21 protein-coding genes and 1 tRNA gene are annotated in these 24,561 nt (G+C 74.8%); 12 read left to right on the top strand and 10 right to left on the bottom strand.

Annotated elements, in window-relative coordinates; translation table 11 throughout:
• Positions 1-48: 48 nt before the first annotated feature.
• The 5 genes from HOP40_RS03870 (at position 49) to HOP40_RS03850 (ending at position 6,384) form a co-directional block, all read left to right on the top strand.
• Entirely contained in the window at positions 49-1,566 is a 1,518-nt protein-coding gene (locus HOP40_RS03870; RefSeq protein WP_172154711.1) for a DHA2 family efflux MFS transporter permease subunit, read from the top strand.
• A 43-nt stretch (positions 1,567-1,609) separates the two neighbouring features.
• Positions 1,610-2,557 (top strand): 4-(cytidine 5'-diphospho)-2-C-methyl-D-erythritol kinase, encoded by a 948-nt coding sequence (locus tag HOP40_RS03865; protein ID WP_172154709.1) that lies wholly within the window; start codon positions 1,610-1,612, stop codon positions 2,555-2,557.
• Positions 2,557-4,356, top strand: coding sequence for an ABC-F family ATP-binding cassette domain-containing protein (locus HOP40_RS03860; RefSeq protein ID WP_172154707.1), 1,800 nt, complete (start codon positions 2,557-2,559; stop codon positions 4,354-4,356). Before HOP40_RS03865 ends, HOP40_RS03860 begins: the two co-directional genes overlap by 1 nt.
• A gap of 238 nt (positions 4,357-4,594) precedes the next feature.
• Positions 4,595-5,560, top strand: coding sequence for an ATP-binding cassette domain-containing protein (locus tag HOP40_RS03855; protein ID WP_172154705.1), 966 nt, complete (start codon positions 4,595-4,597; stop codon positions 5,558-5,560).
• Positions 5,557-6,384, top strand: coding sequence for an ABC transporter permease (locus HOP40_RS03850; protein WP_240157495.1), 828 nt, complete (start codon positions 5,557-5,559; stop codon positions 6,382-6,384). Before HOP40_RS03855 ends, HOP40_RS03850 begins: the two co-directional genes overlap by 4 nt.
• Here HOP40_RS03850 and HOP40_RS03845 read toward each other — a convergent pair.
• The 4 genes from HOP40_RS03845 to HOP40_RS03830 are packed head-to-tail and all read right to left on the bottom strand — an operon-like array spanning position 6,366 to position 12,634.
• Positions 6,366-9,464: an AfsR/SARP family transcriptional regulator gene (locus HOP40_RS03845; RefSeq protein WP_172154694.1), complete on the bottom strand. Its 3,099-nt coding sequence runs from the start codon at positions 9,462-9,464 to the stop codon at positions 6,366-6,368. The two genes, HOP40_RS03850 and HOP40_RS03845, sit on opposite strands and share 19 nt — an antisense overlap.
• A 26-nt stretch (positions 9,465-9,490) precedes the next feature.
• The gene (locus HOP40_RS03840) at positions 9,491-10,255 is read right to left on the bottom strand and encodes an ABC transporter permease (protein ID WP_172154692.1); all 765 of its coding nucleotides are present in this window, start codon (positions 10,253-10,255) and stop codon (positions 9,491-9,493) included.
• Positions 10,252-11,223 carry an ATP-binding cassette domain-containing protein gene (locus HOP40_RS03835; protein WP_172154690.1) on the bottom strand — a complete coding sequence of 324 codons (972 nt, stop codon included), beginning with the start codon at positions 11,221-11,223 and terminating at the stop codon, positions 10,252-10,254. Before HOP40_RS03835 ends, HOP40_RS03840 begins: the two co-directional genes overlap by 4 nt.
• 25 nt (positions 11,224-11,248) lie before the next feature.
• Positions 11,249-12,634: a dipeptidase gene (locus tag HOP40_RS03830; protein ID WP_240157494.1), complete on the bottom strand. Its 1,386-nt coding sequence runs from the start codon at positions 12,632-12,634 to the stop codon at positions 11,249-11,251.
• Positions 12,635-12,770: 136 nt separating this feature from the next.
• Between HOP40_RS03830 and HOP40_RS03825 the strand changes: the two genes are divergently transcribed.
• Positions 12,771-14,417, top strand: coding sequence for a fatty acyl-AMP ligase (locus HOP40_RS03825; protein WP_172154688.1), 1,647 nt, complete (start codon positions 12,771-12,773; stop codon positions 14,415-14,417).
• 93 nt (positions 14,418-14,510) lie between these two features.
• Here the strand turns inward: HOP40_RS03825 and pth are convergent, their stop codons facing one another.
• The 4 genes from pth to glmU form a co-directional block, all read right to left on the bottom strand.
• On the bottom strand, positions 14,511-15,095 hold the full coding sequence (gene pth, locus HOP40_RS03820; protein WP_172154686.1) for an aminoacyl-tRNA hydrolase: 585 nt from the start codon (positions 15,093-15,095) through the stop codon (positions 14,511-14,513).
• Position 15,096: 1 nt separating this feature from the next.
• A complete protein-coding gene (locus HOP40_RS03815; protein WP_172154684.1) occupies positions 15,097-15,777 on the bottom strand; it encodes a 50S ribosomal protein L25/general stress protein Ctc in 681 nt (226 codons plus the stop codon).
• Positions 15,778-15,939: 162 nt separating this feature from the next.
• Positions 15,940-16,911 carry a ribose-phosphate diphosphokinase gene (locus HOP40_RS03810; protein ID WP_172154682.1) on the bottom strand — a complete coding sequence of 324 codons (972 nt, stop codon included), beginning with the start codon at positions 16,909-16,911 and terminating at the stop codon, positions 15,940-15,942.
• Between the two features lie 5 nt (positions 16,912-16,916).
• Positions 16,917-18,416, bottom strand: a complete 1,500-nt coding sequence (gene glmU, locus HOP40_RS03805; protein WP_172154680.1) for a bifunctional UDP-N-acetylglucosamine diphosphorylase/glucosamine-1-phosphate N-acetyltransferase GlmU — start codon at positions 18,414-18,416, stop codon at positions 16,917-16,919.
• A 234-nt stretch (positions 18,417-18,650) separates the two neighbouring features.
• On the opposite strand from glmU, the gene HOP40_RS03800 reads away from it, so the two are divergent.
• Both HOP40_RS03800 and HOP40_RS03795 read left to right on the top strand, forming a co-directional pair.
• Positions 18,651-19,121, top strand: a complete 471-nt coding sequence (locus HOP40_RS03800; RefSeq protein WP_172154678.1) for a L,D-transpeptidase — start codon at positions 18,651-18,653, stop codon at positions 19,119-19,121.
• A gap of 212 nt (positions 19,122-19,333) precedes the next feature.
• Positions 19,334-19,774, top strand: coding sequence for an OsmC family protein (locus HOP40_RS03795; protein ID WP_172154676.1), 441 nt, complete (start codon positions 19,334-19,336; stop codon positions 19,772-19,774).
• A gap of 168 nt (positions 19,775-19,942) precedes the next feature.
• Here HOP40_RS03795 and HOP40_RS03790 read toward each other — a convergent pair.
• Positions 19,943-20,013 (bottom strand) — tRNA-Gln (locus HOP40_RS03790).
• A gap of 185 nt (positions 20,014-20,198) precedes the next feature.
• Here HOP40_RS03790 and HOP40_RS03785 point away from each other — a divergent pair.
• The 4 genes from HOP40_RS03785 (at position 20,199) to HOP40_RS03770 (ending at position 23,279) form a co-directional block, all read left to right on the top strand.
• The gene (locus HOP40_RS03785; protein ID WP_172154674.1) at positions 20,199-21,146 is read left to right on the top strand and encodes an acyl-CoA desaturase; all 948 of its coding nucleotides are present in this window, start codon (positions 20,199-20,201) and stop codon (positions 21,144-21,146) included.
• Positions 21,147-21,198: 52 nt separating this feature from the next.
• Positions 21,199-21,870: a PIG-L deacetylase family protein gene (locus tag HOP40_RS03780; RefSeq protein ID WP_205347074.1), complete on the top strand. Its 672-nt coding sequence runs from the start codon at positions 21,199-21,201 to the stop codon at positions 21,868-21,870.
• Positions 21,871-21,907: 37 nt separating this feature from the next.
• On the top strand, positions 21,908-22,930 hold the full coding sequence (locus HOP40_RS03775) for an NAD-dependent epimerase/dehydratase family protein (RefSeq protein WP_172154672.1): 1,023 nt from the start codon (positions 21,908-21,910) through the stop codon (positions 22,928-22,930).
• 79 nt (positions 22,931-23,009) lie between these two features.
• The gene (locus HOP40_RS03770; RefSeq protein ID WP_172154670.1) at positions 23,010-23,279 is read left to right on the top strand and encodes a DUF2277 domain-containing protein; all 270 of its coding nucleotides are present in this window, start codon (positions 23,010-23,012) and stop codon (positions 23,277-23,279) included.
• A gap of 15 nt (positions 23,280-23,294) precedes the next feature.
• Here HOP40_RS03770 and HOP40_RS03765 read toward each other — a convergent pair whose 3' ends face one another.
• Positions 23,295-24,524 (bottom strand): PQQ-dependent sugar dehydrogenase, encoded by a 1,230-nt coding sequence (locus HOP40_RS03765; RefSeq protein ID WP_172154668.1) that lies wholly within the window; start codon positions 24,522-24,524, stop codon positions 23,295-23,297.
• Positions 24,525-24,561: the final 37 nt, after the last annotated feature.

Raw genomic sequence — 24,561 nt, 5'->3', positions numbered from 1 at the left:
CCCCGGGGCCGAGTTGTCGGCTCCCCGGGCCCGGCTGATACTCCGGACATGACCACGCAGCAGCCCGTGCGGGGCGCGGAGGGGACTCCGGCGAACCCGTGGCCGGCGCTCTGGGCCCTGGTGCTCGGGTTCTTCATGATCCTGGTGGACTCCACCATCGTCTCGGTGGCGACACCCGCGATCATGGCCGACCTCGGCGTCAGCGTGGACGCGGTCGTCTGGGTCACGAGCGCGTACCTGCTGGCCTACGCGGTGCCGCTGCTGGTCACCGGCCGGCTCGGCGACCGCTTCGGCCCGCGCCGGGTCTACCTCGTCGGGCTCGTGGTCTTCACGCTCGCGTCGCTGTGGTGCGGGCTCACCGGCACGCTCGGCGAGCTCGTCGCCGCACGGGTGGTGCAGGGCCTGGGCGCCGCGCTGATGACGCCGCAGACGATGGCCGTCATCACGCGGACGTTCCCCGCCGAGAACCGGGGGCGCGCGATGAGCCTGTGGGGCGCCGTCGCGGGCATCGCCACGCTCGTCGGGCCGATCCTGGGCGGAGTGCTGGTCGACGGCCTCGGCTGGGAGTGGATCTTCTTCATCAACGTGCCCGTCGGCGTCGTCGGGTTCCTGCTCGCCCTGCGGCTCGTGCCCGAGCTCCCGACGCACGTGCGCCGCTTCGACCTCGTCGGCGTCGCCCTCAGCGCCGTCGGCATGTTCCTGCTGGTGTTCGGCATCCAGGAGGGGCAGGCCTACGACTGGGGCACGATCGTCGGCCCGGTCTCGGTGTGGTCGCTGATCGGCACGGGCGTCGTGGTCCTGGCGGCGTTCGTCGTCTGGCAGGCGCGCGGCCCGGCCGAGCCGCTCGTGCGCCTGGGGCTGTTCCGCGACCGCAACTTCAGCCTGGCCAACGTCGTGATCTCCACGGTCGGCTTCACGGTCACCGCGATGGTCTTCCCGATCCTGTTCTACGCCCAGGCCGTGCTCGGGCTGAGCCCCACCGGGTCGGCGCTGCTGCTGGTGCCGATGGCCGTGGTCTCCGGGGTCCTGGCCCTGTACGTCGGCGCGCTGACCGACCGGATGCACCCGCGGGTGCTCGCCGGGATCGGCCTGGCGTCGTGGTCGGTGTCGCTGGTCTGGCTCGCCGCGGTGATGGGCCCCGACACACCGATCTGGCAGCTGCTGCTGCCGATCGCCCTGCTCGGCGTGGCCAATGGCTTCGTCTGGGCCCCGGTCTCCACCACCGCCACGCGCAACCTCCCGCCCGCCGACGCCGGGGCCGGCTCCGGGGTCTACAACACGACCCGGCAGATCGGCGCGGTCCTGGGCAGCGCGGCCATCGCGGTGCTCATCGCGTCGCGGCTCGCGGCGAACCTGCCCGCGGCGCCGGGAGGCGGGCCGACGGAGACGATCGCGCAGCTGCCCGAGCCGCTGCACGCCGGCTTCGCCACCGCGATGGCGCAGGCGCTGCTGCTGCCCGCGGGCGTCGTGCTGATCGGCCTCGTGGCGGCGCTGTGCTTCGCCCTGCCGCGGCACCTGGCCCGCTCCCGGGACGCCGACGCGACCACCGTCACGCCCGTCGGGTAGCGGCGCCGCCACCCGCGCGCTCCGCTGCCCGTAGGGTTGACGGGTGCTGTCCGCCGTCCCACCCCCGGTCACCGTCCGGGTCCCCGCCAAGATCAACCTGCATCTGGCCGTGGGCCCGGTGCGCGAGGACGGCTTCCACGACCTCGTCACGGTCTTCCACGCGGTGAGCCTGTTCGACGAGGTGAGCGTGACGCAGGGGGAGCCCGGCATCGAGGTGTTCGGCGAGGGCGTCAGCGAGGTGCCGGCCGACGAGACGAACCTCGCCTGGCGCGCGGTGCAGCGGCTGGCCGAGCAGGCGGGCCGCGACCCCGACGTCACGCTGGTGCTGCGCAAGGGCATCCCGGTCGCCGGGGGCATGGCGGGCGGCAGCGCCGACGCCGCGGCCACGCTGGTCGGGCTGTCGGCGCTGTGGAAGCTCGACCTCACCCGCGACGAGCTGGCCCCGATCGCCGCCGAGCTGGGCAGCGACGTCACCTTCGCCCTCTACGGCGGCACCGCGCTGGGCACCGGACGCGGCGAGCGGATCGTGCCGGTCCTGTCGCGGCACCCGCTGCACTGGGTGATCGCGCTGCACCGGGGCGGGCTGTCGACGCCCCGGGTGTTCGGCGAGCTCGACCGCCTGCGCGGCGACGCCGAGCCCGTCGACCGTCCGGTGGAGCCGGTGCTGGAGGCCATCGCGGGCGGCGACCCCCGGCAGCTCGCGCTGTCGCTGGGCAACGACCTGCAGGCCGCGGCCGTCAGCATGGTGCCGGAGCTGCGGCGCACGCTGCGCGCGGGCGTCGACGCCGGGGCGCTGGCCGGGATCGTGTCCGGCTCCGGGCCCACCTGCGCGTTCCTGTGCACGAGCGCCGAGGCCGCGATGGAGGCCGCCGCGGAGCTGGCCGGGCTCGGCGTCTGCCGCACGGTGCGCGTGGCCCACGGGCCGGTGCCCGGCGCGCGCGTCGTCGAGGAACCCGCCCCGCCCACGAGCTGGCCGTCGGTGCGTGCCTGATGCCGCCCCGTCAGCAGAACCTCGTCAACCTCGAGGCCGTCACCGCCCACGTCCCCGGCGACGCGTCGCGGGTGCTGCTCGACGCCGTCTCGCTCGGCGTCGAGCGCGGTGAGCGCGTCGGCGTCGTCGGCCTCAACGGCGGCGGCAAGACCACGCTGCTCGACATCGTCACCGGCGTCCGCGCCCCCGACGGCGGCCGCGTCAGCCGCCTCGGCGACCTCAACCTCGCCCACCTCGTGCAGGGCGACGCGCTGCCCAAGGGCGCCCGCGTCCGCGACGTCGTGCTCGCCGCCTGGGAGGGCGCCGCCGACCACGAGTGGGCCGCCGACGCGAAGGTCCGCGACGTCCTCGACGGCCTGGGCATCGGCGACCTCGACCGCACCACCGACGGCCTGTCGGGCGGCGAGAAGCGCCGCGTCGCCCTGGCCGCGGCGCTCGTCGGCGACCCCGACCTCGTCGTCCTCGACGAGCCCACCAACCACCTCGACGTCGAGGGCATCACCTGGCTGGCCGGGCACCTGATCTCGCGGCGCTGCGCCGTCCTGGTCGTCACGCACGACCGCTGGTTCCTCGACGCGGTCTGCACCCGCACCTGGGAGGTCGCGAACGGGCGCGTGGAGAGCTACCTCGGCGGCTACGCCGACTGGATCTTCGCCCGGGCCGAGCGCACCCGCCAGGCCGACTCCGCCGAGGCCAAGCGGCAGAACCTGGCCCGCAAGGAGCTGGCGTGGCTGCGGCGCGGCCCGCCCGCGCGGACGTCGAAGCCGCGGTACCGGATCGAGGCCGCCGAGGCCCTGATCGCCGACGTGCCGCCGCCGCGCAACACCGTCGAGCTGCTCGGCTTCGCCACCAACCGGCTCGGGAGGACGGTGCTGGAGCTCGAGGACGCCACGGCGGTCGTGGCCGGGCGCACGCTGCTCGACCGCGTCACCTGGCGCCTGGGCCCGGGCGACCGCATCGGGATCGTGGGCGTCAACGGCTCCGGCAAGACGACGCTGCTGCGCAGCCTCACCGGCGAGCGCCCGCTCGACGGCGGCCGGCTCGTCACCGGCACCACGGTGCAGCTCGCGGAGCTGAGCCAGGAGCTGGTGGACCTGCCGAAGGACATGCGCGTGCTGGAGGCCACCGAGCAGGTGGCGAAGTACGTGCGGCTGGGCAAGCTGGAGCTCACGGCGTCGTCGGTGCTGGAGCGGCTCGGGTTCCCGGCGTCGCGGCAGTGGACGCCGGTCGGGGACCTGTCGGGCGGCGAGCGCCGCCGCCTGCAGCTCACCCGGCTGCTGATGGCCGAGCCCAACGTCCTGCTGCTCGACGAGCCCACCAACGACCTCGACGTCGACACCCTGTCCCGCCTCGAGGACCTCCTCGACGGCTGGCCGGGCACGCTCGTCGTCGTCAGCCACGACCGGTACCTGCTCGAACGCGCCTGCGACACGGTCGTCGCGCTGTTCGGCGACGGGAAGATCACGCACCTGCCCGGCGGCATCGAGGAGTACCTGGCGCGCCGCGCCCGGTCCGGCGACCAGGTCAACGGGCTCACCGCCGGCCCCTCCGCCGCCGCGGCCCCGCGCCCGGCGTCCAGCGCCGCCGACCAGCGCGCGGCCCGCAAGGAGCTGCAGCGGATCGAGCGCCGGATGACGGCGCTGACGCAGAAGCAGGAGAAGCTGCACGCCGCACTGGCCGAGGCGGCCACCGACCCCGACCGGCTCCAGACGCTGAACGCGGAGCTCAAGGACGTCGACGCCGAGATCGAGGGCGTCGAGCAGGCCTGGCTCGAGGCGGCGGAGCTCGCCGAGGGCTGACGGCCCCCCGGGATCAGACTTTCGACCGAGGCGCGCGTGATCACCACCGCCTAGCGTGGTGGTCGTGCGAGGGGGGTCGGGGGACCCCTGCTGGGGAGCACGCACACCGAGGCGCCGGCCCGCCGTTCGACGGCGGCGGGTCGGTACCCCTCTCCCTCTCCCGGTGCCGGCGCCCGTGTCAGGGCCGCTGTCAGCGCCGGATCAGCCCGGTGTCAGGGCGCGGGCGCACCCTCGGGTCATGGAATCCGCCACCCACGACCCCGTCATCGACGTGCGGGGACTGGTCAAGACCTACGGCGACACGACCGCACTGGCCGGCGTCGACCTCACCGCCCGTGCCGGGTCCGTGCTGGGCCTGCTCGGCCCCAACGGCTCCGGCAAGACCACGACCGTCCGCATCCTCGCCACCCTGCTGCGCCCCGACGGCGGCAGCGCGTCGGTGCTCGGCCACGACGTCGTCGCCGACGCGGACGCCGTGCGCTCCCGCATCGGGCTCACCGGCCAGTACGCCGCCGTCGACGAGGCCCTGACCGGCCGCGACAACATCGTGCTGGTCGCGCGCCTGCTCGACCTCTCCCGCGCCGACGCCCGACGCCGCGCCACCGACCTGCTCGACCGCTTCGGGCTCGCCGACGCGGGCGGCCGGCGCGTCCGCACCTACTCCGGGGGCATGCGCCGCCGCCTCGACCTCGCGATCAGCCTGATCGGGCGCCCCGACGTCCTGTTCCTCGACGAACCGACCACCGGGCTCGATCCGCGCCACCGCGCGGAGGTGTGGGACACGGTCCGCGCGCTCGCCGCCGACGGCGTCACCGTGCTGCTCACGACCCAGTACCTGGAGGAGGCCGACCAGCTCGCCGACGACCTGGTGGTCCTCGACCGCGGGTCGGTCATCGCCGCGGGCACCCCGGCCAGCCTGAAGTCCGACGTCGGCGGGCAGCGGCTGCACGTGCGCCCGCTGCACCGCGCCGACCTGCCCGCGGCGCTCGCCGTCGTGGCCGACCTGGCGCCGGGCCACGTCCCCGCGGCCGACGCGACCGGGGAGATCACCGTCGCCGCCGACCGCCCCGACCTGCTCCACCGCGCCGGCGCCGACCTGGACCGCGCCGGCATCGCCGTCGCCGAGCTGGGGCTGCGCCTGCCCAGCCTCGACGACGTGTTCCTCACCCTGACCGGCCGCGCCGCCGAGGAGGCCGCCGCATGACCACCACCAGCATGACCACCACCCTCGAACCCGCCGCGCCCACCACGGTCGTCCCCACCCGTCGGGGATCGTCCACGCTCCGGCACGGCGCCACGCTCGCCTGGCGCGGCATCGTCAAGACCGTCCACTCGCCCGAGGCGCTGCTCGACGTCACCCTGCAGCCGGTGGTCTTCCTGCTGCTGTTCGTCTACGTCTTCGGCGGCGCGATCGCCGGCGACCCGGCCACCTACCTGCAGTTCGCGCTCCCGGGCGTGCTCGTGCAGACGGTCGTGTTCGCGTCGGCGGGCACCGGCGTCGGCCTGGCCGACGACCTCAAGACCGGCATCTTCGACCGCTTCCGCAGCCTGCCGATCTCCCGCAGCGCACCGCTGCTCGGCGCGATCGGCGCCGACCTCGCCCGCTACGTCACCTCCGGCCTGGTCATGCTCGCGTTCGGGGCGCTGCTCGGGTTCCGCTCGGACGCCGGCCCGCTGGCGTTCGTCGCCGCGATGGGCCTGGTGATGGCGCTCGCGTTCGCGCTGTGCTGGGTGTTCACCGCGCTGGCGATGGTCGTCAGGGATCCCCGCTCGGTGCAGGGCCTCGGCGCGCTGATCATGCTGCCGATCACGTTCGGCTCCAGCGTCTTCGTGCCCGCCGACACCATGCCGTCCTGGCTGCGCGGGTTCGTCGAGGTCAACCCGGTCTCGAAGGCGGCCGACGCGGTGCGGGGACTGCTGGGCGGCGGCCCGGTGCTCGGCCCGGCGACGGCGACGCTGGTGACCTCCGCCGTGGTCGTGGCGGTCTTCGCCCCGCTCGCGGTGGCGCTCTACCGCCGCCGCACGTAGGTCCCGCCCACCGCCGCGACGGCCCGCTCCAGCTCGGCCAGCCCGTCGTCGCGCGGCAGCTCCCGGCCCCGCCGCTGCGCCTCCTGCGCCGCGGCGGGGCCGAGCACGTCGTCGACCTGCGCGAGCGAGGCGAGGACGTCGGCACTGCCGAGGTCGAGCGCGCCGCGCTGCGTGTGCGCGACGCCGAGCAGCAGCGCGGCGCCCTCGGCGTCGCCGTGGGCGAGCAGCAGCCGGGCCGCCACCTCCGCGACCATCCCGCTCACCGGCCCGTCCCGTGCCTCCAGCGCCGCGGCGACGGCGTCGGCGAGCGGCCCCTGTGCGGCGTCCGGGTCGCCGGCCGTCAGCTCGATCTCGGCGCGCAGCGCGCCGACCCACGCCTTGCGCTGCGCGACCGCCAGGCCGGCCTCGTCCTCCAGCTGCCGCAGCCCGGCCGAGGCGACGGCGACGGCCGCGCGGGCCGCGTCGACGTCACCGGTGAGCCGCTCGATCCCGGCGCGGGACACGGCGATCGTCCACCGCGACGGTGCCGACCCGTCGGAGGCGTCCTCCGCCCGCCGCAGGGTGGCGCAGGCGGCGGCGCGGTCGCCCTGGCTCGCGTGCAGCACGGCCCGGCGGCTCAGGAAGTCGATGCGGTCGTCGTTGCCGAGCTCCTCGGCCAGCACGATGGCCTCGTCGTAGGCGGCGGCGGCCGCCACGGGGTCACCGGCCACCTCCTCCAGCTCGCCGAGCGAGTGCACCGCCATGCCCAGCCCGAACCGGTCGCCGGTGGAGGCGTGCAGCGCGCGGGCGGCGCGCAGCAGGCGGCGCTGGTCGTCGATGCGGCCGTCGTTCTCCGCCGCGACGGCCCGCACCTGCAGGGCGAACGCCCGCAGCCACGGATCGGTCGCCTCGTGGGACAGGCGGCGGATCGCGTCGTCGCCGCGGCCGGAGAAGACGTCGGTGCCGGGGCCGAGCAGGTCCAGGAGCGGGTGCCGCGGCTCCGGCAGGGTGTCGACGATCGCGATCGCGTCGGCGAGGAGCGCGGTGCCCCGCTCGCTCTCGACCCCGCCGACGCAGGAGATGCCGAGGTAGCCGGTGACCAGCGCGCGGGCCGCGGCCGGCGCCGGCCCGTCGAGGACGTGCACGGCCTCGAACCAGCGGCGGGCCTCCTCGAGCAGCCCGCGGATCATCCAGGACCAGCCCATCGCGGCGGCGAGGCGGTGCGCGGCCGCGGAGTCGCCCGCGGCGACCGTGCGGCGCAGCGCGACGTCGATCTCCTCGGCCTCCGCGCGCAGCCGGGCCAGGCGGTCGAGCTGCCCGGGCCCGCGCAGCCGGGGCTCGGCCTCCTCGACGAGCTCCAGCACGACGGCGAGGTGCGCCGCCTCCGCCCGCTCGCGCTCGCCGGCCTCGTCGAGCCGCTCGACGGCGTAGACGCGGATCGTCTCCAGCATCCGGTAGCGGGTGGGCCCCTCGGCCTGGGGGACGGCGACGACCAGCGACTTGTCGACGAGCGAGGCGAGGGCGTCGAACACGTCGGGCACGTCCGGGCCGCTGCACACCCGCTCGGCCGTCGCGGCCGTGGCCCCGCCCGCGAACGCGCCGAGCCGCCGGGCCACGGCCCGCTCCGGCTCGGCGAGCAGGTCCCAGCTCCAGTCGACGACGGCGCGCAGCGTCTGGTGCCGCGGCTGCGCGGTGCGGGGGCCGGTGGTGAGCAGCCGGAACCGGTCGGCGAGGCGCTCGGCGATCTCGGCCGGGCTCAGGGTGCGGATCCGGGCGGCGGCCAGCTCGATCGGCAGGGGCTGCCCGTCCAGGCGCCGGCAGATCTCGGCGACGACCGGCTCGACCTGCGGGGTGAGGGCGAAGCCGGGGCGGACGGCGGCCGCGCGGTCGACGAACAGCCGCACGGCGTCGGCGCCGCGGAGCGCGTCGACGGGGTGCAGCACCTCGCCCGGCACGCCGAGCGGCTCGCGGCTGGTGGCGAGCACCCGCAGAGCGGGGCAGCGCGGCAGGAGCAGGTCGACGAGCGCGGCGGCGGCGTGCACCAGGTGCTCGCAGTTGTCGAGGACGAGCAGGGTGTCGCGGCCGGTCAGCGCCGCCACGAGCCGGTCGGGGACCGCCGCGGCGGCCTCGTCGGAGGCACGCAGCTGCAGCTCCGGACCGCCGACGGCGGCCAGCAGCGTGGCCGGGAGCTGCTCCGGGCCGGTGAGCGGGGCGAGCTCGGCGACCCGCACGTGCGGCTCGCCGTCGACGGCCTCGCGCGACAGCCGCGTCTTGCCCGCGCCGCCGGGGCCGGTGAGCGTGACGAGCCGGTGGGTGCCGAGCAGGGTCCGGACGCGCCGCACGTCGTCGTCGCGGCCGACGAAGCTGCTCACCGGCGCACCCGCCGGGGGCGCGGCGCGCGGCCGGGCCGGGGCCTGCCGGAGCACCTCCATGCGCGCCGCCGCCAGCTCGGCGCCGGGGTCGATGCCCAGCTCGTCGGCGAGGCGGGCGGCGGTGCGGTCGACCACCGCGAGCGCGTCGGCCTGGCGGCCCGTGGCGTGCAGGGCGCGGGCGAGCAGCGCGGCGGTGGTCTCGCGCAGCGGGGCGGCCGCGAGCTGCGCGGTCAGGGCGTCGAGGTCGGCCGGCCCGCCGGACCCCAGCGCGAGCGCGGCCCGCCGCTCGACGGCCGCGGCGCGGCGCTCGTCGAGGCGGTCGGCCGCGGCGGCCGCGAAGGGGAGGTCGCGGACGTCGGCCAGCGCCGGACCGCGCCACAGGGCCAGGGCCTCGGTGAGGCGGGCGGGGTCGGCGGCGAGCGCGTCGAACCGCAGGGCGTCGACGGCGTCCGGGGCGATCCGGAGCCGGTAGCCGCCCGGCTCGGTGCCGACCAGGTCGGCGCCGACGGCCCGCCGCAGCCGGGAGACGAGCGCCTGCAGCGCGTTGCCCGCCGCGTCCGGGGGCTGCTCGCCCCACAGGTCGTCGACCAGCGCGGCCGTGCCGACGGGCCGCCCGGCGTCGAGCGCGAGGCGCGCCAGCAGGCCGCGCACGCGCAGGCCGGGCAGCGGGACGGCGGTGCCGGGCGCGTCCGGCCACGCCTCCACGGCGCCGAGCAGTCCGATCCGCACCCGCCCAGTCTGCCCTCCGGCGAGGATCAGGCGCTCTCCCGCTGGAACGTGCGGACCCCCCAGAGCAGCGACACGGCGGCGAGCACGAGCGCCACGGCGATCCCGACGAGCGCGGTGGCCGAGAACAGGTCCCCGACGAACACCGCCCGGGTGGCGTCGACGACGTAGACGAACGGGTTGACCCGCGACAGCGCGAACAGCCACGCCGGGGCGATCGACATCGGCAGCAGGATCCCCGAGAGCAGCAGCAGCGGCAGGAACACCGACTGCACGATGGGGACGAACGCCTCCTCGCTCTTGACCCGCAGCGCCAGCGCGTAGGAAGCCGACGACGCCGCGAAGCCGAGCACCGCCACCAGCACGAGGCCCACGACCACGCCGCCGAGCGGCGCGCGCAGGCCGAACGGGATCGCGAGCACCGTCAGCAGGACGCCCTGGGCGAGCAGGACGGCGGTCTCCTTGAGCGCCCGGCCCAGCAGCAGCGCGACGCGGCTGACCGGCGTCACCTGCATCCGCTCGACGACCCCGGCCTTGAACTCGGTGAGGATCGAGAAGCCGACGAACAGCCCGCCGAACAGGCCGAGCTGGATGAGCAGCGCCGGCACCAGCACCTGCCAGGCGTCGCCGGGCGGGAAGCCGGGGGTGCTCTGCACGATCGGGATGAGCAGCGGGCCGAACAGCGCGAGGTAGAGGAACGGCTGCACGATCCCGATGACGACCCAGAACGGGTTGCGCAGCGACTGGCGCAGGGAGCGCTGGAAGATCAGCCAGGTCTCGGTGGCGACGGTCACGGCCGGGCCTCCACGGGCTCGGGAGCGGCCGGCGCGTCCTCGCGCAGGGACCGTCCGGTGAGGGTGAGGAAGACGTCGTCGAGGCTGGGGCGCCGCACCTCGGCAGAGGTCATCGTGATGCCGGCGGCGTCGAGCTCGCGCAGCAGGCCGGGCAGCACCGCCGCGCCGTCGTCGACGCGGAACCGCACCGACGGGCCGTCGACGGTCAGCTCGGTGCCCAGGCGCTCCACGAGCTGTGCGGTGCGGGCCGGGTCGGTGGTGCCGACGAGGACGAGGTCGCCGGAGACGCGGCGCTTGAGCGCGTCCGGGGTGCCCTCGGCGACGATCCGGCCCTGGTCGATGACGAGGATCCGGTCGCAGAGCGCGTCGGCCTCGTCGAGGTAGTGCGTGGTGAGGAACAGCGTGGTGCCGTGCTCGGCGTGCAGGCCGCGGATGTGGCCCCACAGGTTGGCGCGGCTCTGCGGGTCGAGGCCGGTGGAGGGCTCGTCGAGGAACAGCAGCGTGGGCAGGTGCATCAGGCCCATCGCGATGTCGAGGCGCCGGCGCTGCCCGCCCGACAGCGTGGAGACGACGCGGGTGTCGAGGCCGGTGAGGTCGAGGTCGTGGATCAGCTCGGCGGCGCGCCGGGCGGCGTCGGCGGCCGACAGCCCGTAGAGGCGGCCCTGCAGGACCAGCTCCTCGCCGACGCGGCAGTCGGGCCCCGCCCCGCCGTTCTGGCCGACGTAGCCGATCTTGCGGCGCACCGCCACCGGCTCGGTGAGCAGGTCGTGGCCCGCCACCGTGGCCGTGCCCGCCGTGGGGTCGATGAGCGTCGTGAGCATCCGCAGGGTGGTGGACTTCCCGGCGCCGTTGGGGCCGAGGAAGCCGACGAGCTCGCCCGGGGACACGTCGATGTCGACGCCGGACACGGCGTCCACCGTGCCGCGGCGGGTCCTGAAGCTGCGGGCGAGCCCGCGTGCGTGGATCACCCGACCAGAGTGGACCGCCCTGCGGTCAGCCGTCGACCGCGATCGCGCCCGGACCGCTGCCGGCGACGTCGGCCAGCAGCAGGGCCTCGGCGAGCACCCCGCGGCCGAACATCCCGAGGTCGAGGCTCTCGTCGATGCCGTGCCAGCGGCTGGCCGGGTCGCCGACGCCGGTGACGAGCACGGCCGCGCCGGGGAAGGTGCGCGCGAACTCGGCGATGAACGGGATGGAGCCGCCGATGCCGGTCTCGACGACCTCGTTGCCGAAGGCGTGGGCGAAGCTGCGGCGCGCGGCGTCGTAGGCGGCGCCGGTGGCGTCGATGCTGAACGGCTCGGCGGTGCCGTGGTGCGGGCGGACGTCGACGCGGGCGCCCCACGGCACGTGCGCGCGCAGGTGCTCGGTCAGGGCGTCGCGCGCCTTCGCGGCGTCGTCGCCGGGGGCCAGGCGCAGGCTCACCGCGGCGCGGGCGCGGGGGAGCAGGACGTTGGACGAGTCGTCGACGCGCGGCGCGTCGATGCCCAGCACGGCCGCGGCGGGCTTGTTCCACGAGCGCTCCGGGATCGTGCCGCAGCCGATCAGCTCGACGCCCTCGAGCAGGCCCACGTCGGAGCGGAACGTGGCCTCGTCGAACTCCGGGGCGTCGGAGCGGCCGTGCACCAGCCCGGGCACGGCGACCTCGCCGTCGTCGTCGTGCAGGCTCGCGAGCGTGCGGCACAGCGCGGTGAGCGCGTCGCCGACCGGCCCGCCGTAGACCCCGGAGTGCACCGGGCGCTCCAGCATCGACACCTCGATCACGACGTCGACCAGGCCGCGCAGGCTCGTCGTCAGCGCCGGGACGTCGACGGCGGGGTTGCCGGCGTCGGCGATGACGATGACGTCGCAGGCCAGTGCGGCGTGGTGCTCGCGCAGCAGCGCGGGCAGCGTCGGGGAGCCGGACTCCTCCTCGCCCTCGACGAACAGCGTCACGCCGACGGGCGGGCGGCCGTCGTAGGCGCGCAGGACGGCGAGGTGGGTCATGACGCCGGCCTTGTCGTCGGCGGCGCCGCGGGCGTAGAGGCGCCCGTCGCGCTCGGTCGGCTCGAACGGCGGGCTGGTCCACTCGTCGTCGCCGCCGGTGGGCTGGACGTCGTGGTGGGCGTAGAGCAGCACCGTCGGCGCGCCCTCGGGGGCGGGCCAGTGGGCGAGGACGGCGGGCGCGCCGCCCTCGGCCGCGATGACGCTCACGTCCGCGGCCCCGGCCGCGCGGGCGAGGTCGGCCACGGCGTCGGCGCTGCGGCGGGTGTCGTCGGCGTGGGAGGGGTCGGCCCAGATGCTCGGGATGCGCACGAGGCGTTCGAGGTCGGCGCGGGCTCCCGGGAGCGCGGCCTGCACGGCGGCGGTGACGGGGGAGGGCGGCAGGGCGGCGTCGGACACGGCTGTCGATGGTAGTGCCCGCCCCGCTCCCGCTTTGCTCTGAGCACCGATACGCACCACCTGGCCCGTTGCGTCCGGGTGCTCAGAGCAAAGCCTGCGCGGAGCACCCGAGGTGCTCCGCACGTAGGCTCCCGGTATGTCCCGGTTCCTGGCGATGCTGCTGGAGTCCGCCGCCGGCTCCACCCACGCGATGACGACCGGGGAGCCGAAGGCCCCCGTCCGCCGTAGCTGGCCCGAGGTGCACGACCAGGCCCGGCGGATGGCGGGCGCGCTGCGCGCGGAGGTGTCCCCGGGCTCCGCCGTCGGCGTGCTGGCCGGCGAGCCCGCCGCGATCGCCCCGGCCGCGCAGGCCGTGTGGCTGTGCGGCGGCAGCGTCACGATGCTGCACCAGCCCACCGCCCGCACCGACCTCGCCGCGTGGGCCGAGGACACCGTCTCCGTCCTCGGGATGATCGGCGCGGAGCTGGTCCTGCTCGGCGCCCCGTTCGACGCCCTCGCGCCCGTCCTCACCGAGCGCGGCATCGCGTTCCGCACGATCGACTCGCTCGACGGCGAGCCGGTCGAACCCGACGCCGGGGTCGCGGGCGAGGACGACACCGCCCTGCTGCAGCTCACGAGCGGCTCCACCGCGGAGCCCAAGGCCGTCCGCATCACCCACCGCAACCTGTTCGCCAACATCCGCGGGATGGTCGAGGCCTCGCGCCTGGACATCGAGCGCGACGTGATGGTGTCGTGGCTGCCGCTGTTCCACGACATGGGGATGGTCGGGTTCCTGACGATCCCGATGTCCACCGGCCTGGAGCTGGTCACGGTCACGCCGGTCGACTTCCTCACCCGCCCGCTGCTGTGGGCCGAGCTGATCTCGAAGTACGGCGGCACCGTCACGGCCGCCCCGAACTTCGCCTACGCCGTGCTCGGGCGCCAGCTCGCCCGCGCCGACGGGCCGCTCGACCTGTCGTCGCTGCGCATCGCGCTCAACGGCGCCGAGCCGATCGACCCCGACGCCGTCGACGCCTTCGTCGCGTCGGGGGCGCGGTTCGGGCTGCGGCCCGACGCCGTCCTCGCCGCGTACGGGATGGCCGAGACGGCGCTCGGCGTGTCGTTCGCGCCGATCGACACCGGCCTGCAGGTCGACCACGTCGACGCCGACCAGCTCGAGGCGCACCGCCACGCTGCCCCCGCCACCTACGGCCCGACCCGCCGCTTCCCGCGCCTGGGCCCGCCCCTGCCCGGGATCGAGGTCAAGGTCGTCGGCGACGACGGCGCGGTCCTCGGCGAGCGGGGCGTCGGCGTGATCCACCTGCGCGGGGAGTCGGTGACGCCGGGCTACCTGACCGTCGACGGCCCGGTCGCCACGCAGGACGCCGACGGCTGGCTCGACACCGGCGACGAGGGCTACGTCGCCGACGGGCAGGTCGTCGTGTGCGGGCGCCGCAAGGACGTGATCATCATGGGCGGCCGCAACATCTACCCGACCGACATCGAGCGCGCCGCCGCCGAGGCGGGCGAGGTGCGCGCGGGCAACGTGGTGGCGGTGCGGATGTTCGCGGGCGCGGAGAGCGGACGGCACCGCGAGTCGTTCCTGGTGGCGGTGGAGTCGCGGAGGGCGGGCGATCCCGAGGCCGAGCAGGCGATCCGCAAGGACGTGACGTCGCGCGTCGTCTCGGCGGTGGGGGTGCGGCCGGCGGAGGTCGTGGTGCTGGGGCCGGGCAGCCTGCCCAAGACCCCGTCGGGGAAGCTCCGGCGGGCGGCGACGGGGGAGCTGCTGAGGGCGCGGGTCTGAGCGGAGCTCGCGCGCTCACGCACCGGGTCCCGTGAGCGAACGGCACTCTCGCCCAACGTGGTCGGGTGAGAGTGCCGCTCGCTTCGGAGGGGATCAGCCCGAGAGCGCGTGGAACCGGTTCTGCGCCGGCTCGAGGCCGTCGGCGAGCAGCGCCTCGGCGGCGTCGGCGGCCAGGTCGACGGCGAACTCCAGCTCCTTGGTCTCCGCTCCGGAGAACCGCTTGAGCACGTAGTCGGCCGGGTCCTGGCGGCCCGGCGGGCGGCCGATGCCGAAGCGGACGCGCAGGTAGTCGCGCGTGCCGATCGACGACGTGATCGACCGCAGCCCGTTGTGCCCGCCCTCGCCGCCGCCGCGCTTGAGGCGGACGACGCCGAAGCCGAGGTCGAGCTCGTCGTGCACGACGACGATGTCCTCGACGGGCACGGAGAAGTACTTCGCGAGGTTCGCGACCGGCCCGCCGCTCACGTTCATGTACGTGCGCGGCTTGGCCAGCACGACCCGGCGGCCGGCGAGCCGGCCCTCCAGGACGTCCGCGTTGCTGCGGTGCTTGGAGAACCGGCCCCCGCCGGCCCGCGTCGCCAGGAGGTCGACGACGCGGAAGCCGACGTTGTGCCGGGTCTCGGCGTAGTCCGGGCCGGGGTTGCCGAGCCCGACCACCAGGGCGGGACCCGGCGCCACGTCAGCTCTCGGACTTCTCGTCGTCGGACGACTCCTCGGAGCCGGCCTCGGCGGTGGTGTCCTCGTCGGCCTCGGTCTCCGGCGCGTCCTCGACGACGCCGGCGCCCTCGATGTCGACCTCGGCCTCCATGTCCTCCTCGGTCGGCGCCGCGTTGACGTTGACGACGAGGGCCTCGGGGTCGGTCTTCAGCTCGGTGTTGGCGGGCATCGTCAGCGAGCCGGCCAGGATCTGCGTGCCGATCGGCAGGCCCTCGACCGAGACCTCGATGGTCTCCGGGATCGAGGAGACGTCGGCCTCGACGAGCAGGGTGTTGAGCTCCTGCGTGATCAGGGTGCCGGGGGCGGCCTGGCCGGAGATGATGACCTGGACCTCGACCTCGACCTTCTCGCCGCGGCGGATCACCAGCAGGTCGACGTGCTCGATGTAGGGGCGGATCGGGTGCTGCACGACCGTCTTGGTCAGCGCGAGCTGCGGGGTGCCGCCGATGTTCAGCGTCAGGACGGCGTTGCGACCCTGCTCGCGGACCACGCGCTTGAACTCCAGCTCCGGGAGCGAGAGGTGCTGCGGGTCGGTGCCGTGCCCGTAGAGCACGGCGGGGATCTTGCCGGCACGGCGGGTGCGGCGGGCGGCGCCCTTGCCGAACTCCGTGCGGGTCTCGGCGTCGATTCGGGCCTCGGCCACGGTACTTCTCCTCGATCAGCGGATGCGGTGTGTGCGCGCAGCGATGCCGACCGGGAGGACCGGGTCAGCGTCGATCACGGCGGGCTAGAAGGACACCCGCCCTCGCCGCGGAACTGGAGAGGACGATACGCCGTGGCCGGGTGGGGGTGGCGGGTGGGTGGCTCAGGCGTTCCCGTCGAACAGGCTCGTGACCGACCCGTCGTCGAACACCTGGTGGATGGCCTGGGCCAGGAGCGGGGCGATCGAGAGGACCGTCATCGCCGGGAACCGCTTCTCGTCGGGGATCGGGAGGGTGTCGGTGAAGACCACCTCTCGCGCCCCGCACGTGCTGAGGCGCTCGGTGGCGGGCCCCGAGAGGACCCCGTGGGTGGCCGCGACGATCACGTCGCGGGCGCCCTGGGCCAGCAGGGCCTCGACGGCCTTGGCCACCGTGCCGCCGGTGTCGATCATGTCGTCGATGACGACGCAGGTGCGGCCGTGGATGTCGCCGACGACGCGGTTGGCGACGGCCTCGTTGGGCTTGCGCGGGTCGCGGGTCTTGTGGATGAAGGCCAGCGGGGTGCCGCCGAGGGTCTCGGCCCAGCGCTCGGCCAGGCGGACGCGGCCGGAGTCGGGGGAGACGACGGCGAGCTCGCGGTCGGCGTAGGTGCGCTTGAGGTACTCGGCGAGCACCGGGAGGGCGAAGAGGTGGTCGACCGGGCCGTCGAAGAAGCCCTGGATCTGGGCGGTGTGCAGGTCGACGGTCATGATCCGGTCGGCCCCGGCGACGAGGAACATGTCGGCGATCAGGCGGGCGGAGATGGGCTCGCGGCCGCGGTGCTTCTTGTCCTGGCGCGCGTAGCCCCAGAACGGCATGACGACGGTGATCCGCTTGGCCGAGGCGCGCTTGAGCGCGTCGACCATGATCAGGTGCTCCATGATCTGGTCGTTGATCGGCGCGGAGTGGCTCTGCAGCACGAACGCGTCGCAGCCGCGGACCGACTCCTCGAACCGGACGAAGATCTCCCCGTTGGCGAACGAGTACGCCGACTGCGGCGTGATCGTGACGTCGAGGTGCTTGGCGACCTGCTCGGCGAGCTCGGGGTGGGCCCGCCCGGAGAAGAGCATCAGGTTCTTCTTGGGCGTAGCCGACATGGCGCTCACCGCTGGGTGCCTCCGTTGGTCGAGTTGACCGAGGACGCCCTGGCGGCGGCCTCGGCGGCCGGGGTGTCGGGGCGCTTGCGCTCCACCCACCCCTCGATGGTGCGCTGTGACCCGGCCGACACGGCCAGCGCCCCCGGCGGGACGTCGTCGCGCACGACCGTGCCGGCGCCGGTGTAGGCGCCGTCGCCGATCTGGACCGGGGCGACGAACGTGTTGTCCGACCCCGTCTTCACGTGCGAGCCGACGACGGTGCGCTGCTTGCGCACGCCGTCGTAGTTGACGAACACCGACGACGCGCCGATGTTGCTGTGCTCGCCGATCGTGGCGTCGCCGACGTAGGTCAGGTGCGGGACCTTCGTGCCGGCGCCGATGTCGGAGTTCTTGACCTCGACGAACGTGCCGATCTTGCCGCGGTCGCCCAGCCGTGCGCCGGGGCGCAGGTAGGCGAAGGGGCCGACCGACGCGCCCGCGCCGATCACCGACTCGCTGCCGTGGGTGCGGACGACCGTGGCACCGGCGCCGATCTCGCAGGAGGTGAGCGTGGTGTCGGGCCCGATCTCCGCGCCGCCGTCGACCGACGTGACGCCGTGCAGCTGGGTGCCGGGGTGCAGCGTGACGTCGGCGGAGAGCTGGACCTGCACGTCGACCCAGGTCGTGGCCGGGTCGACCACCGTGACGCCCTCGCGCATCCAGTGCACGAGCACGCGGCGGTTGAGCTCGGCGCGCAGGGAGGCGAGCTGGACGCGGTCGTTGACGCCGGCGACCTGCCACGCGTCCTCGCAGACGACGGCCGCGGCGACGGCGCCGTCGGTGTGCGCCAGCGCGACGAGGTCGGTGAGGTAGAGCTCGCCCTGGCTGTTGGACGTGCCCAACCGCGGCACGGCGCCGCGCAGGAACGCGGCGTCGAAGACGTAGACCCCGGAGTTGATCTCGCGGACGGCGCGCTGCCCCGCGGTGGCGTCGCGCTCCTCGATGATCGCGGTGACGGCGCCGTCGACGTCGCGCAGCACCCGGCCGTAGCCCGACGGGTCGGCGGGCTCGGTGGTGAGCACGGTGACCGCGGCACCGGTGACGGCGTGCTCGGCGAGCAGCGCGTGCAGCGTCGGCGCCTCCAGCAGCGGCACGTCACCGCTGCTGACCAGCACCGGACCGGTGAGGTCGGCCGGCAGTGCGGCGAGCCCGCAGGACACGGCGTGGCCGGTGCCGAGCTGGCGCTCCTGGACGGCCACGTGCACCGGGCGGCCCAGCTCGTCGCCGAGGTCGTCGACGGCGGCGGTGACCTGCTCGCGGTCGTGGCCGAGCACGACGACGAGGTGCGCGGGGTCGAGCGCGGCGACGGCGTGGACGGCGTGCCCGAGCAGGGTGCGGCCGCCGATCGCGTGCAGCACCTTGGTCGTGGCCGAGCGCATCCGGGTGCCGCGGCCGGCGGCCAGGACGATCGCCGCCGACGGCGGGGGCGTCACGGGTGCGGTCACCGGGGGGACGGGGACGGGCATGGGAGCGGCTCCCTGGTCGACTGGCGATCCGGTCCGGGCCGCGGGGGCGGCACCGGATCGGAGTACCCCGGGATCCTACGTCGTGCTCCGCAGGCGGCCCCGGACCAGCCGCGAACGTCACCAGGTCACGGTGCGGTCGCGATGAGTAACCCACAGTGGTCATCGCTCGTTGGGCCGTTCGGACGCGCGGCACGACGAACCGGCCCGCGAAGCACGTGGGTGATGAGGACGTCGATGGGTGCGCACAGCAAGAGCGTTTCGTTCCGGACCCGGCTCGCGGTGGCGCTCGCCGTCGCCGGCCTGGCCACGTTCGGCGTGGTCGGGACGGCGACCGCCGGCGAGGCGACGGTCGACGGCACGCCCTGCTCCGAGTCCACCCGCGCCTGCGTGGACATCGACGGCAAGCAGGCCTGGCTGATCGACGACGGCGAGGTCGTCCGCGGGCCGGTGCCGGTCAGCACGGGCGGCGAGGGCCGGGAGACCCCGCGCGGCGTGTTCAGCGTCGAGTGGAAGAACAAGGACCACCGCAGCGCCGAGTTCAACAACGCGCCGATGCCGTTCGCCGTGTTCTTCGCGGCCGGCGGGGTCGCGTTCCACGAGGGCAACCTGCACACCCAGTCGGCCGGCTGCGTCCGGATGGCCTACGAGGACGCCGAGGCGTGGTTCGAGTTCCTGGAGCCGGGCGACCGGGTCGAGGTCCACTGACCGTCCACTGAGCACGGACCCGGACCAGCCGCTCGACCGCTGAACGCCGGTCCGTCACCGGATCGGGGTGCGCCGCCGCCGCCGATCTCCGCTGTTCACCCGTTCGCCGTCGATCTCCGACCGGTCGTCTCACACTGCGTGAGGAAGCGAATGTCCGGGCACTCACAGCCGTTGAGGAACGAGACGGCACACGAACACGGAGGTTCACCGGTATGCCCATGCGCACCGCACGCACGGCCTGGAACGGCACGCTCGAGAACGGGTCGGGGCAGGTCGAGCTGAGCAGCAGCAAGGTCGGCACCTTCGACGTGAGCTTCCCCAAGCGCGCGGCGGACGACGCGGGCGGCACCACCAGCCCGGAGGAGCTCATCGCGGCGGCGCACTCCAGCTGCTACGCGATGCAGCTGTCGGCGTTCATCGCCGAGGCCGGTGGCACCCCGCAGTCGCTCGACGTCACCGCCGACGTGACGCTCGGCCCGGACGAGGCCAACGGCGGCTTCGCCATCACCTCCATCGCGCTCACCGTGCGCGGTGAGGTCGAGGGCCTCGACGCGGCCGGCTTCGAGGCCGCCGCGCAGAAGGCCAAGGAGGGCTGCCCGGTCAGCAAGGCGCTGGCCGGCACCACGATCACGCTGGACGCCGGTCTCGAATGAGGACGGTCACGAGGGGCTCCACGCAGGAGGAGATCGGCATGAGGTGCACGGGGAACGGTCGGCCCGAGCCGACCCCTCCGCCGCGACCGGGCGGTCGCTGAGCGGGACGGACGGGAGGGCGGGCGACCACGGTCGTCCGCCCTCCGTCGTGTCCGGGGACGGGTCCGGCTCCGCCGCCAGGATTCGAACCTGGACCTACTGAACCAAAATCAGCAGTGCTGCCCTTACACCACGGCGGACAGGCCTCCATCCTGGCACGCCGCGCTCCTCCGTCTGCCGAGGCCACCGCCGCCGACATCTCCCCGCACGGACCGTTTCGCCGGGAGTTTCCGTTCCCGGTGCTGCGGACCCCGTGGACCGCGTCCTACCCTCGGGATCGGGTGTGGCCACCGACGACGGCCACCTGCCGACACCGAGGAGCCGCATGTCGATCACTGCCGAGGCCGTACCCGATCCGCTGCGGGAGGGTCCGAACCCCGTGCTCGGGGGGCAGCGCACCCGGTTCCAGCACGCGATGATCTACGTCTTCGTCGGCGGGCCGATGATCGCGCTGGTCGCGGCCGTGCCGCTGGCCTGGGGCTGGGGCGTCGGCTGGCACGACCTGGCGCTGCTCGGGGTCTTCTACGTCCTCGCCGTCCTGGGCGTCACGGTCGGCTTCCACCGGCACTTCACGCACAAGGCGTTCAAGGCCAAGCCGTGGCTGCGCGTCGCGATGGCGATCACCGGCTCGCTGGCCGTGCAGGGCAACGTCTTCAACTGGGTGGCCGACCACCGCCGCCACCACGCCTACTCCGACAAGGAGGGCGACCCGCACTCGCCGTGGGCGTTCGGCACCTCGCCGGCGGCCGTCGCCAAGGGCTTCGTGCACGCGCACATGGGCTGGTTCTTCGACCGCAACGAGACCAACCACGCGCGGTTCATCCCGGACCTGCTCGCCGACAGCGCCATCCGGCGCGTCGCGAAGACCTTCGGGCTGTGGGTCGCGGTCAGCCTGCTGCTCCCGGCGCTGATCGGCGGCCTCGTCACGTGGTCGTGGCAGGGTGCGGTCACCGGCTTCTTCTGGGGCGGCCTGGTGCGCCTCGCGATCTCCAACCACGTGACGTGGTCGATCAACTCGATCTGCCACATGGTCGGCAAGCACCCGTTCCGCTCGCGCGACCGCTCGCGCAACTTCTGGCCGCTGGCCGTGCTGTCGATGGGCGAGTCGTGGCACAACCTGCACCACGCCGACCCGACCTGCGCGCGGCACGGCGTGCTGCCCGGCCAGATCGACATCTCCGCGCGCGTCATCTGGATCTTCGAGCGCTTCGGCTGGGCGCACGACGTCCGCTGGCCCACCCCGACGCGCCTGGCCAAGCTGTCGAGTCGCTGATCCGGCTCACCGCCGGTGAGCGCGTTCCTCCGTCCGTGGGACACTGACCGGCGTGCTCAGCCTCCTGCCCGAGCGTCTCGACCGGATGCTGCTCCTGGGCTCCCACTGCGACGACATCGCGATCGGCGCCGGCGGCGCGCTCCTGGAGCTGTGCCGCTCGCACCCCGGCATCGCGGTGACGGCGCTCGTGCTCACCGGTGGCGGGTCGCTGCGCGAGGAGGAGGAGCGGGCCGCGCTCACGGCGTTCTGCCCGGGCGCGCGCCTGGAGGTGTCGGTCCTCGACCTGCCCGACGGCCGCGTCCCCACCCGCTGGGAGCGCGCCAAGCTCGCGCTGGAGGAGCTGCGCGCGCACGGTGAGCCGGACCTGGTGTTCGCCCCGTCGCCGCACGACGCCCACCAGGACCACCGCACGCTCGCCGAGCTCGTCCCCACCGTGTTCCGCGACCACCTGGCCCTGGGCTACGAGATCCTCAAGTGGGACGGCGACCTCCGCCAGCCCACCGCCTACCTGCCGCTGGCCGAGCCGGTGCTGCGGGAGAAGGTCGCGAAGCTGCACGAGCACTACGGCAGCCAGCGCGACCGCAGCTGGTTCGACCCCGAGACGTTCGCCGGCCTCGCGCGGATCCGCGGCGTGCAGTGCCACGCCCGGTACGCCGAGGCCTTCCACGTGTCCAAGCTGGTGCTCGGTGTGGCACCGCTGACCGGGCCCGACCCGGTCGACTAGCCCTTCCCACCCCCGATCGACCGAGGAGATCTCCGACGTGCGTGTTCTGCTGACCGGCCACCAGGGCTACCTGGGCACCGTGATGGCCCCGATCCTGGCCGCCGCCGGGCACGAGGTGACGGGCCTGGACTCCGGCCTGTTCGCCGACTGCATCCTGGGCGGGCTCGACCGCCCCGACGTCGAGGGCCTGACCACCGACCTCCGCGACGTCACCGTCGAGCAACTGGCCGGCTTCGACGCCGTCGTCCACATGGCGGCGCTGTCGAACGACCCGCTGGGCTCGCTGGCCCCGGAGATCACCTACGACATCAACCACCACGCGTCGACGCGGCTCGCGCGGCTGGCCAAGGAGGCGGGCGTGCAGCGCTTCGCCTACGCGTCCACCTGCTCGGTCTACGGGGCGCAGTCCGGAGACGACCTCGTCGACGAGGACGCGCCGCTCAAGCCCGTCACGCCGTACGCGATCTCCAAGGTCCGCGTCGAGGACGACCTCGCCGAGCTGGCCGACTCCGACTTCGTGCCGGTCTCCCTGCGCAACGCCACCGCGTTCGGCTTCTCGCCGCGCCTGCGCGCCGACATCGTGCTCAACAACCTCGTCGGCCGCGCGATCCTCAGCGGGGAGGTCACCGTGCTCTCCGACGGCACCCCGTGGCGCCCGCTGGCCCACGCCGAGGACATCGCCGGCGCCGTCGTCGCCGCGCTGGCCGCGCCGGCCGACGTCGTGCGCGCCCGCGCGTTCAACGTGGGGTCGGAGAAGAACAACCGCACCGTCGCCGAGATCGCGCAGGCCGTGATCGACGCCGTGCCCGGCTCCACGCTGAACATCACCGGCGAGGCGGGCAACGACCCCCGCAGCTACCGCGTCGACTTCTCCCGCGCCCGCAAGGAGCTCGACTTCGAGGCGAAGTGGAGCATCCCCGACGGCGCCCGCCAGCTGGCCGGCGAGTACCGGGAGCGCGGCCTGACCCAGGAGAGCTTCGACAACAGCTTCACCAGGCTGGCCGTCCTGAACCGCAGGCAGGCGGAAGGCACGCTCGACGGGAACATGCGGGTCCTGTAGCCCCACTTCGGAGCCGGAACGGTGTCGAGGGCCGCCTGAGGCGTGCGTTCCGGCTCCGAAGTGCGGTACTAACGGGGGCATGTGTCGCAACATCCGGGTTCTGCACAACTTCGAGCCCCCTGCCACCCATGACGAGGTGCACGGCGCTGCCCTGCAGTACGTGCGGAAGGTGTCGGGCGCGGCGAAGCCGTCGGCCGCCAACGAGGCCGCGTTCGCCCGCGCCGTGCAGGCCGTCGAGGCGGCCACGCGCGAGCTGCTCGACTCCCTCGTCACCACCGCCCCGCCCAAGGACCGCGAGATCGAGGCGGCGAAGGCGCGGGAGCGGGCCGCGGTCCGGTACGCGCGCTAGGCCCTCACCTCGGACTCAGACGGGGTCGATCCGCAGGATCCGGTCGTCGCTCCCGTTCGACGTGCTGACCAGCAGCGCGCCGTCCGGCGCCAGGCGGACGGCGCGCAGCCGCCCGTAGGTGCCGTCGAGCGCCGCGGGCACGCCGACCTGCGCGATCGCGACGCCGTCGGGCGTCAGGAACAGCAGCTTCTCCCCGCGCAGCGCGCCGACGACGAGCGTGCCGTCGAGGTCGCCCCACTGGCCGCCGGACAGGAACGCGGCGCCGGAGACGGCCTCCACCGGGCTGCCCGAGCTCCACGCGGCGGGCACCGCGTCGGGGAAGCGGGTGAGGTCGGTCATCGGCACCGACTCGTCGTAGCCGCCGACGGTGCCGCCCCGGCTCGGGTCCCACCCGTAGTTGCCGCCGGCCTGCAGCCGGTTGACCTCGTCGTCGGTGGTCGGGCCGTGCTCGGCGGTCCACACCTCGCCGGCCGCGTCGACCGCGACGCCCTGCACGTTGCGGTGCCCGTAGGTGTAGACGAGGCGCTGCGCCGGGTTGTCGGCGTCGGCGAACGGGTTGCCCTCCGCCGGGCCGCCGGTGGCGAGGTCGATGCGCAGCACCTTGCCGCCCAGCGACGTCAGGTCCTGCGGGATCGCGCCGCGCGCGGTGTCGCCGGTGCCGACCAGCAGCGCGCCGTCGGCGGCCAGGGTCGGGCGGCAGCCGGAGTGCCGGCCCGAGGGGTTGATCGGCAGGCCTCCGACGAGCGGGTCGACCACGCGGCGCGCCGACGCCCCGTCGGCCGCGAGCTCCCACGTGATCAGCCGGACGTCGGTGGGGGTGGTGCCCTCGACGTGCGTCTGGCAGGTGGTGAAGCGGCGGGTGTCGGCGAAGTCGGCGTGCACGACCATCCCGAGCAGGCCGCCCTCGCCCTGGGCGAGGAGGTCGGAGAAGTCGGCGGCCACGGGGGTGGCGGTGGCGCCCGCGGTGGTGCTCGACAGCAGGCTGAGCCGGCCGTCGCGCTCGGGCACGAGCACCGTGCCGTCGGGCAGCACGCCGACGTCCCAGGGGTTGGCGAACCCGCCCGCGACGTCGCTGACCTGCAGCTCCGGCACTCCGGTGCGCACCGGAGTGGACGGCCCGCCCTCGGCGCCGCCCGCCGGCGCGGTGCCCGCGCCGCCACCCGCCACGGACTCCGACGACGGGCCGGCGCAGCCGACCAGGACCAGCGCGGCGGCCACGGCCACCGCTGCACTCGCACGCCGCATGGGTGACATCCTGCCTCCGACCGGGTGAGGCGACCGT

Origin of the sequence: Pseudonocardia broussonetiae (assembly GCF_013155125.1) — a bacterium.
In the GTDB taxonomy this organism is placed as follows: domain Bacteria; phylum Actinomycetota; class Actinomycetes; order Mycobacteriales; family Pseudonocardiaceae; genus Pseudonocardia; species Pseudonocardia broussonetiae.
The sequence above is the reverse complement of the archived record's forward strand: the minus strand, read 5'-3'. Positions and strand labels throughout refer to the sequence as shown.

What these genes read in the sequence shown, in the direction of transcription:
- HOP40_RS03785 (WP_172154674.1), top strand. Translation starts at nt 20,199, where the DNA reads ATGTCGATCACTGCCGAGGCCGTACCCGATCCGCTGCGGGAGGGTCCG.
- HOP40_RS03810 (WP_172154682.1), bottom strand. Translation starts at nt 16,911, where the DNA reads ATGTCGGCTACGCCCAAGAAGAACCTGATGCTCTTCTCCGGGCGGGCC.
- glmU (WP_172154680.1), bottom strand. Translation starts at nt 18,416, where the DNA reads ATGCCCGTCCCCGTCCCCCCGGTGACCGCACCCGTGACGCCCCCGCCG.
- HOP40_RS03850 (WP_240157495.1), top strand. Translation starts at nt 5,557, where the DNA reads ATGACCACCACCAGCATGACCACCACCCTCGAACCCGCCGCGCCCACC.
- HOP40_RS03770 (WP_172154670.1), top strand. Translation starts at nt 23,010, where the DNA reads ATGTGTCGCAACATCCGGGTTCTGCACAACTTCGAGCCCCCTGCCACC.
- HOP40_RS03870 (WP_172154711.1), top strand. Translation starts at nt 49, where the DNA reads ATGACCACGCAGCAGCCCGTGCGGGGCGCGGAGGGGACTCCGGCGAAC.
- HOP40_RS03800 (WP_172154678.1), top strand. Translation starts at nt 18,651, where the DNA reads ATGGGTGCGCACAGCAAGAGCGTTTCGTTCCGGACCCGGCTCGCGGTG.
- HOP40_RS03855 (WP_172154705.1), top strand. Translation starts at nt 4,595, where the DNA reads ATGGAATCCGCCACCCACGACCCCGTCATCGACGTGCGGGGACTGGTC.
- HOP40_RS03860 (WP_172154707.1), top strand. Translation starts at nt 2,557, where the DNA reads ATGCCGCCCCGTCAGCAGAACCTCGTCAACCTCGAGGCCGTCACCGCC.
- HOP40_RS03795 (WP_172154676.1), top strand. Translation starts at nt 19,334, where the DNA reads ATGCCCATGCGCACCGCACGCACGGCCTGGAACGGCACGCTCGAGAAC.
- HOP40_RS03765 (WP_172154668.1), bottom strand. Translation starts at nt 24,524, where the DNA reads ATGCGGCGTGCGAGTGCAGCGGTGGCCGTGGCCGCCGCGCTGGTCCTG.
- HOP40_RS03825 (WP_172154688.1), top strand. Translation starts at nt 12,771, where the DNA reads ATGTCCCGGTTCCTGGCGATGCTGCTGGAGTCCGCCGCCGGCTCCACC.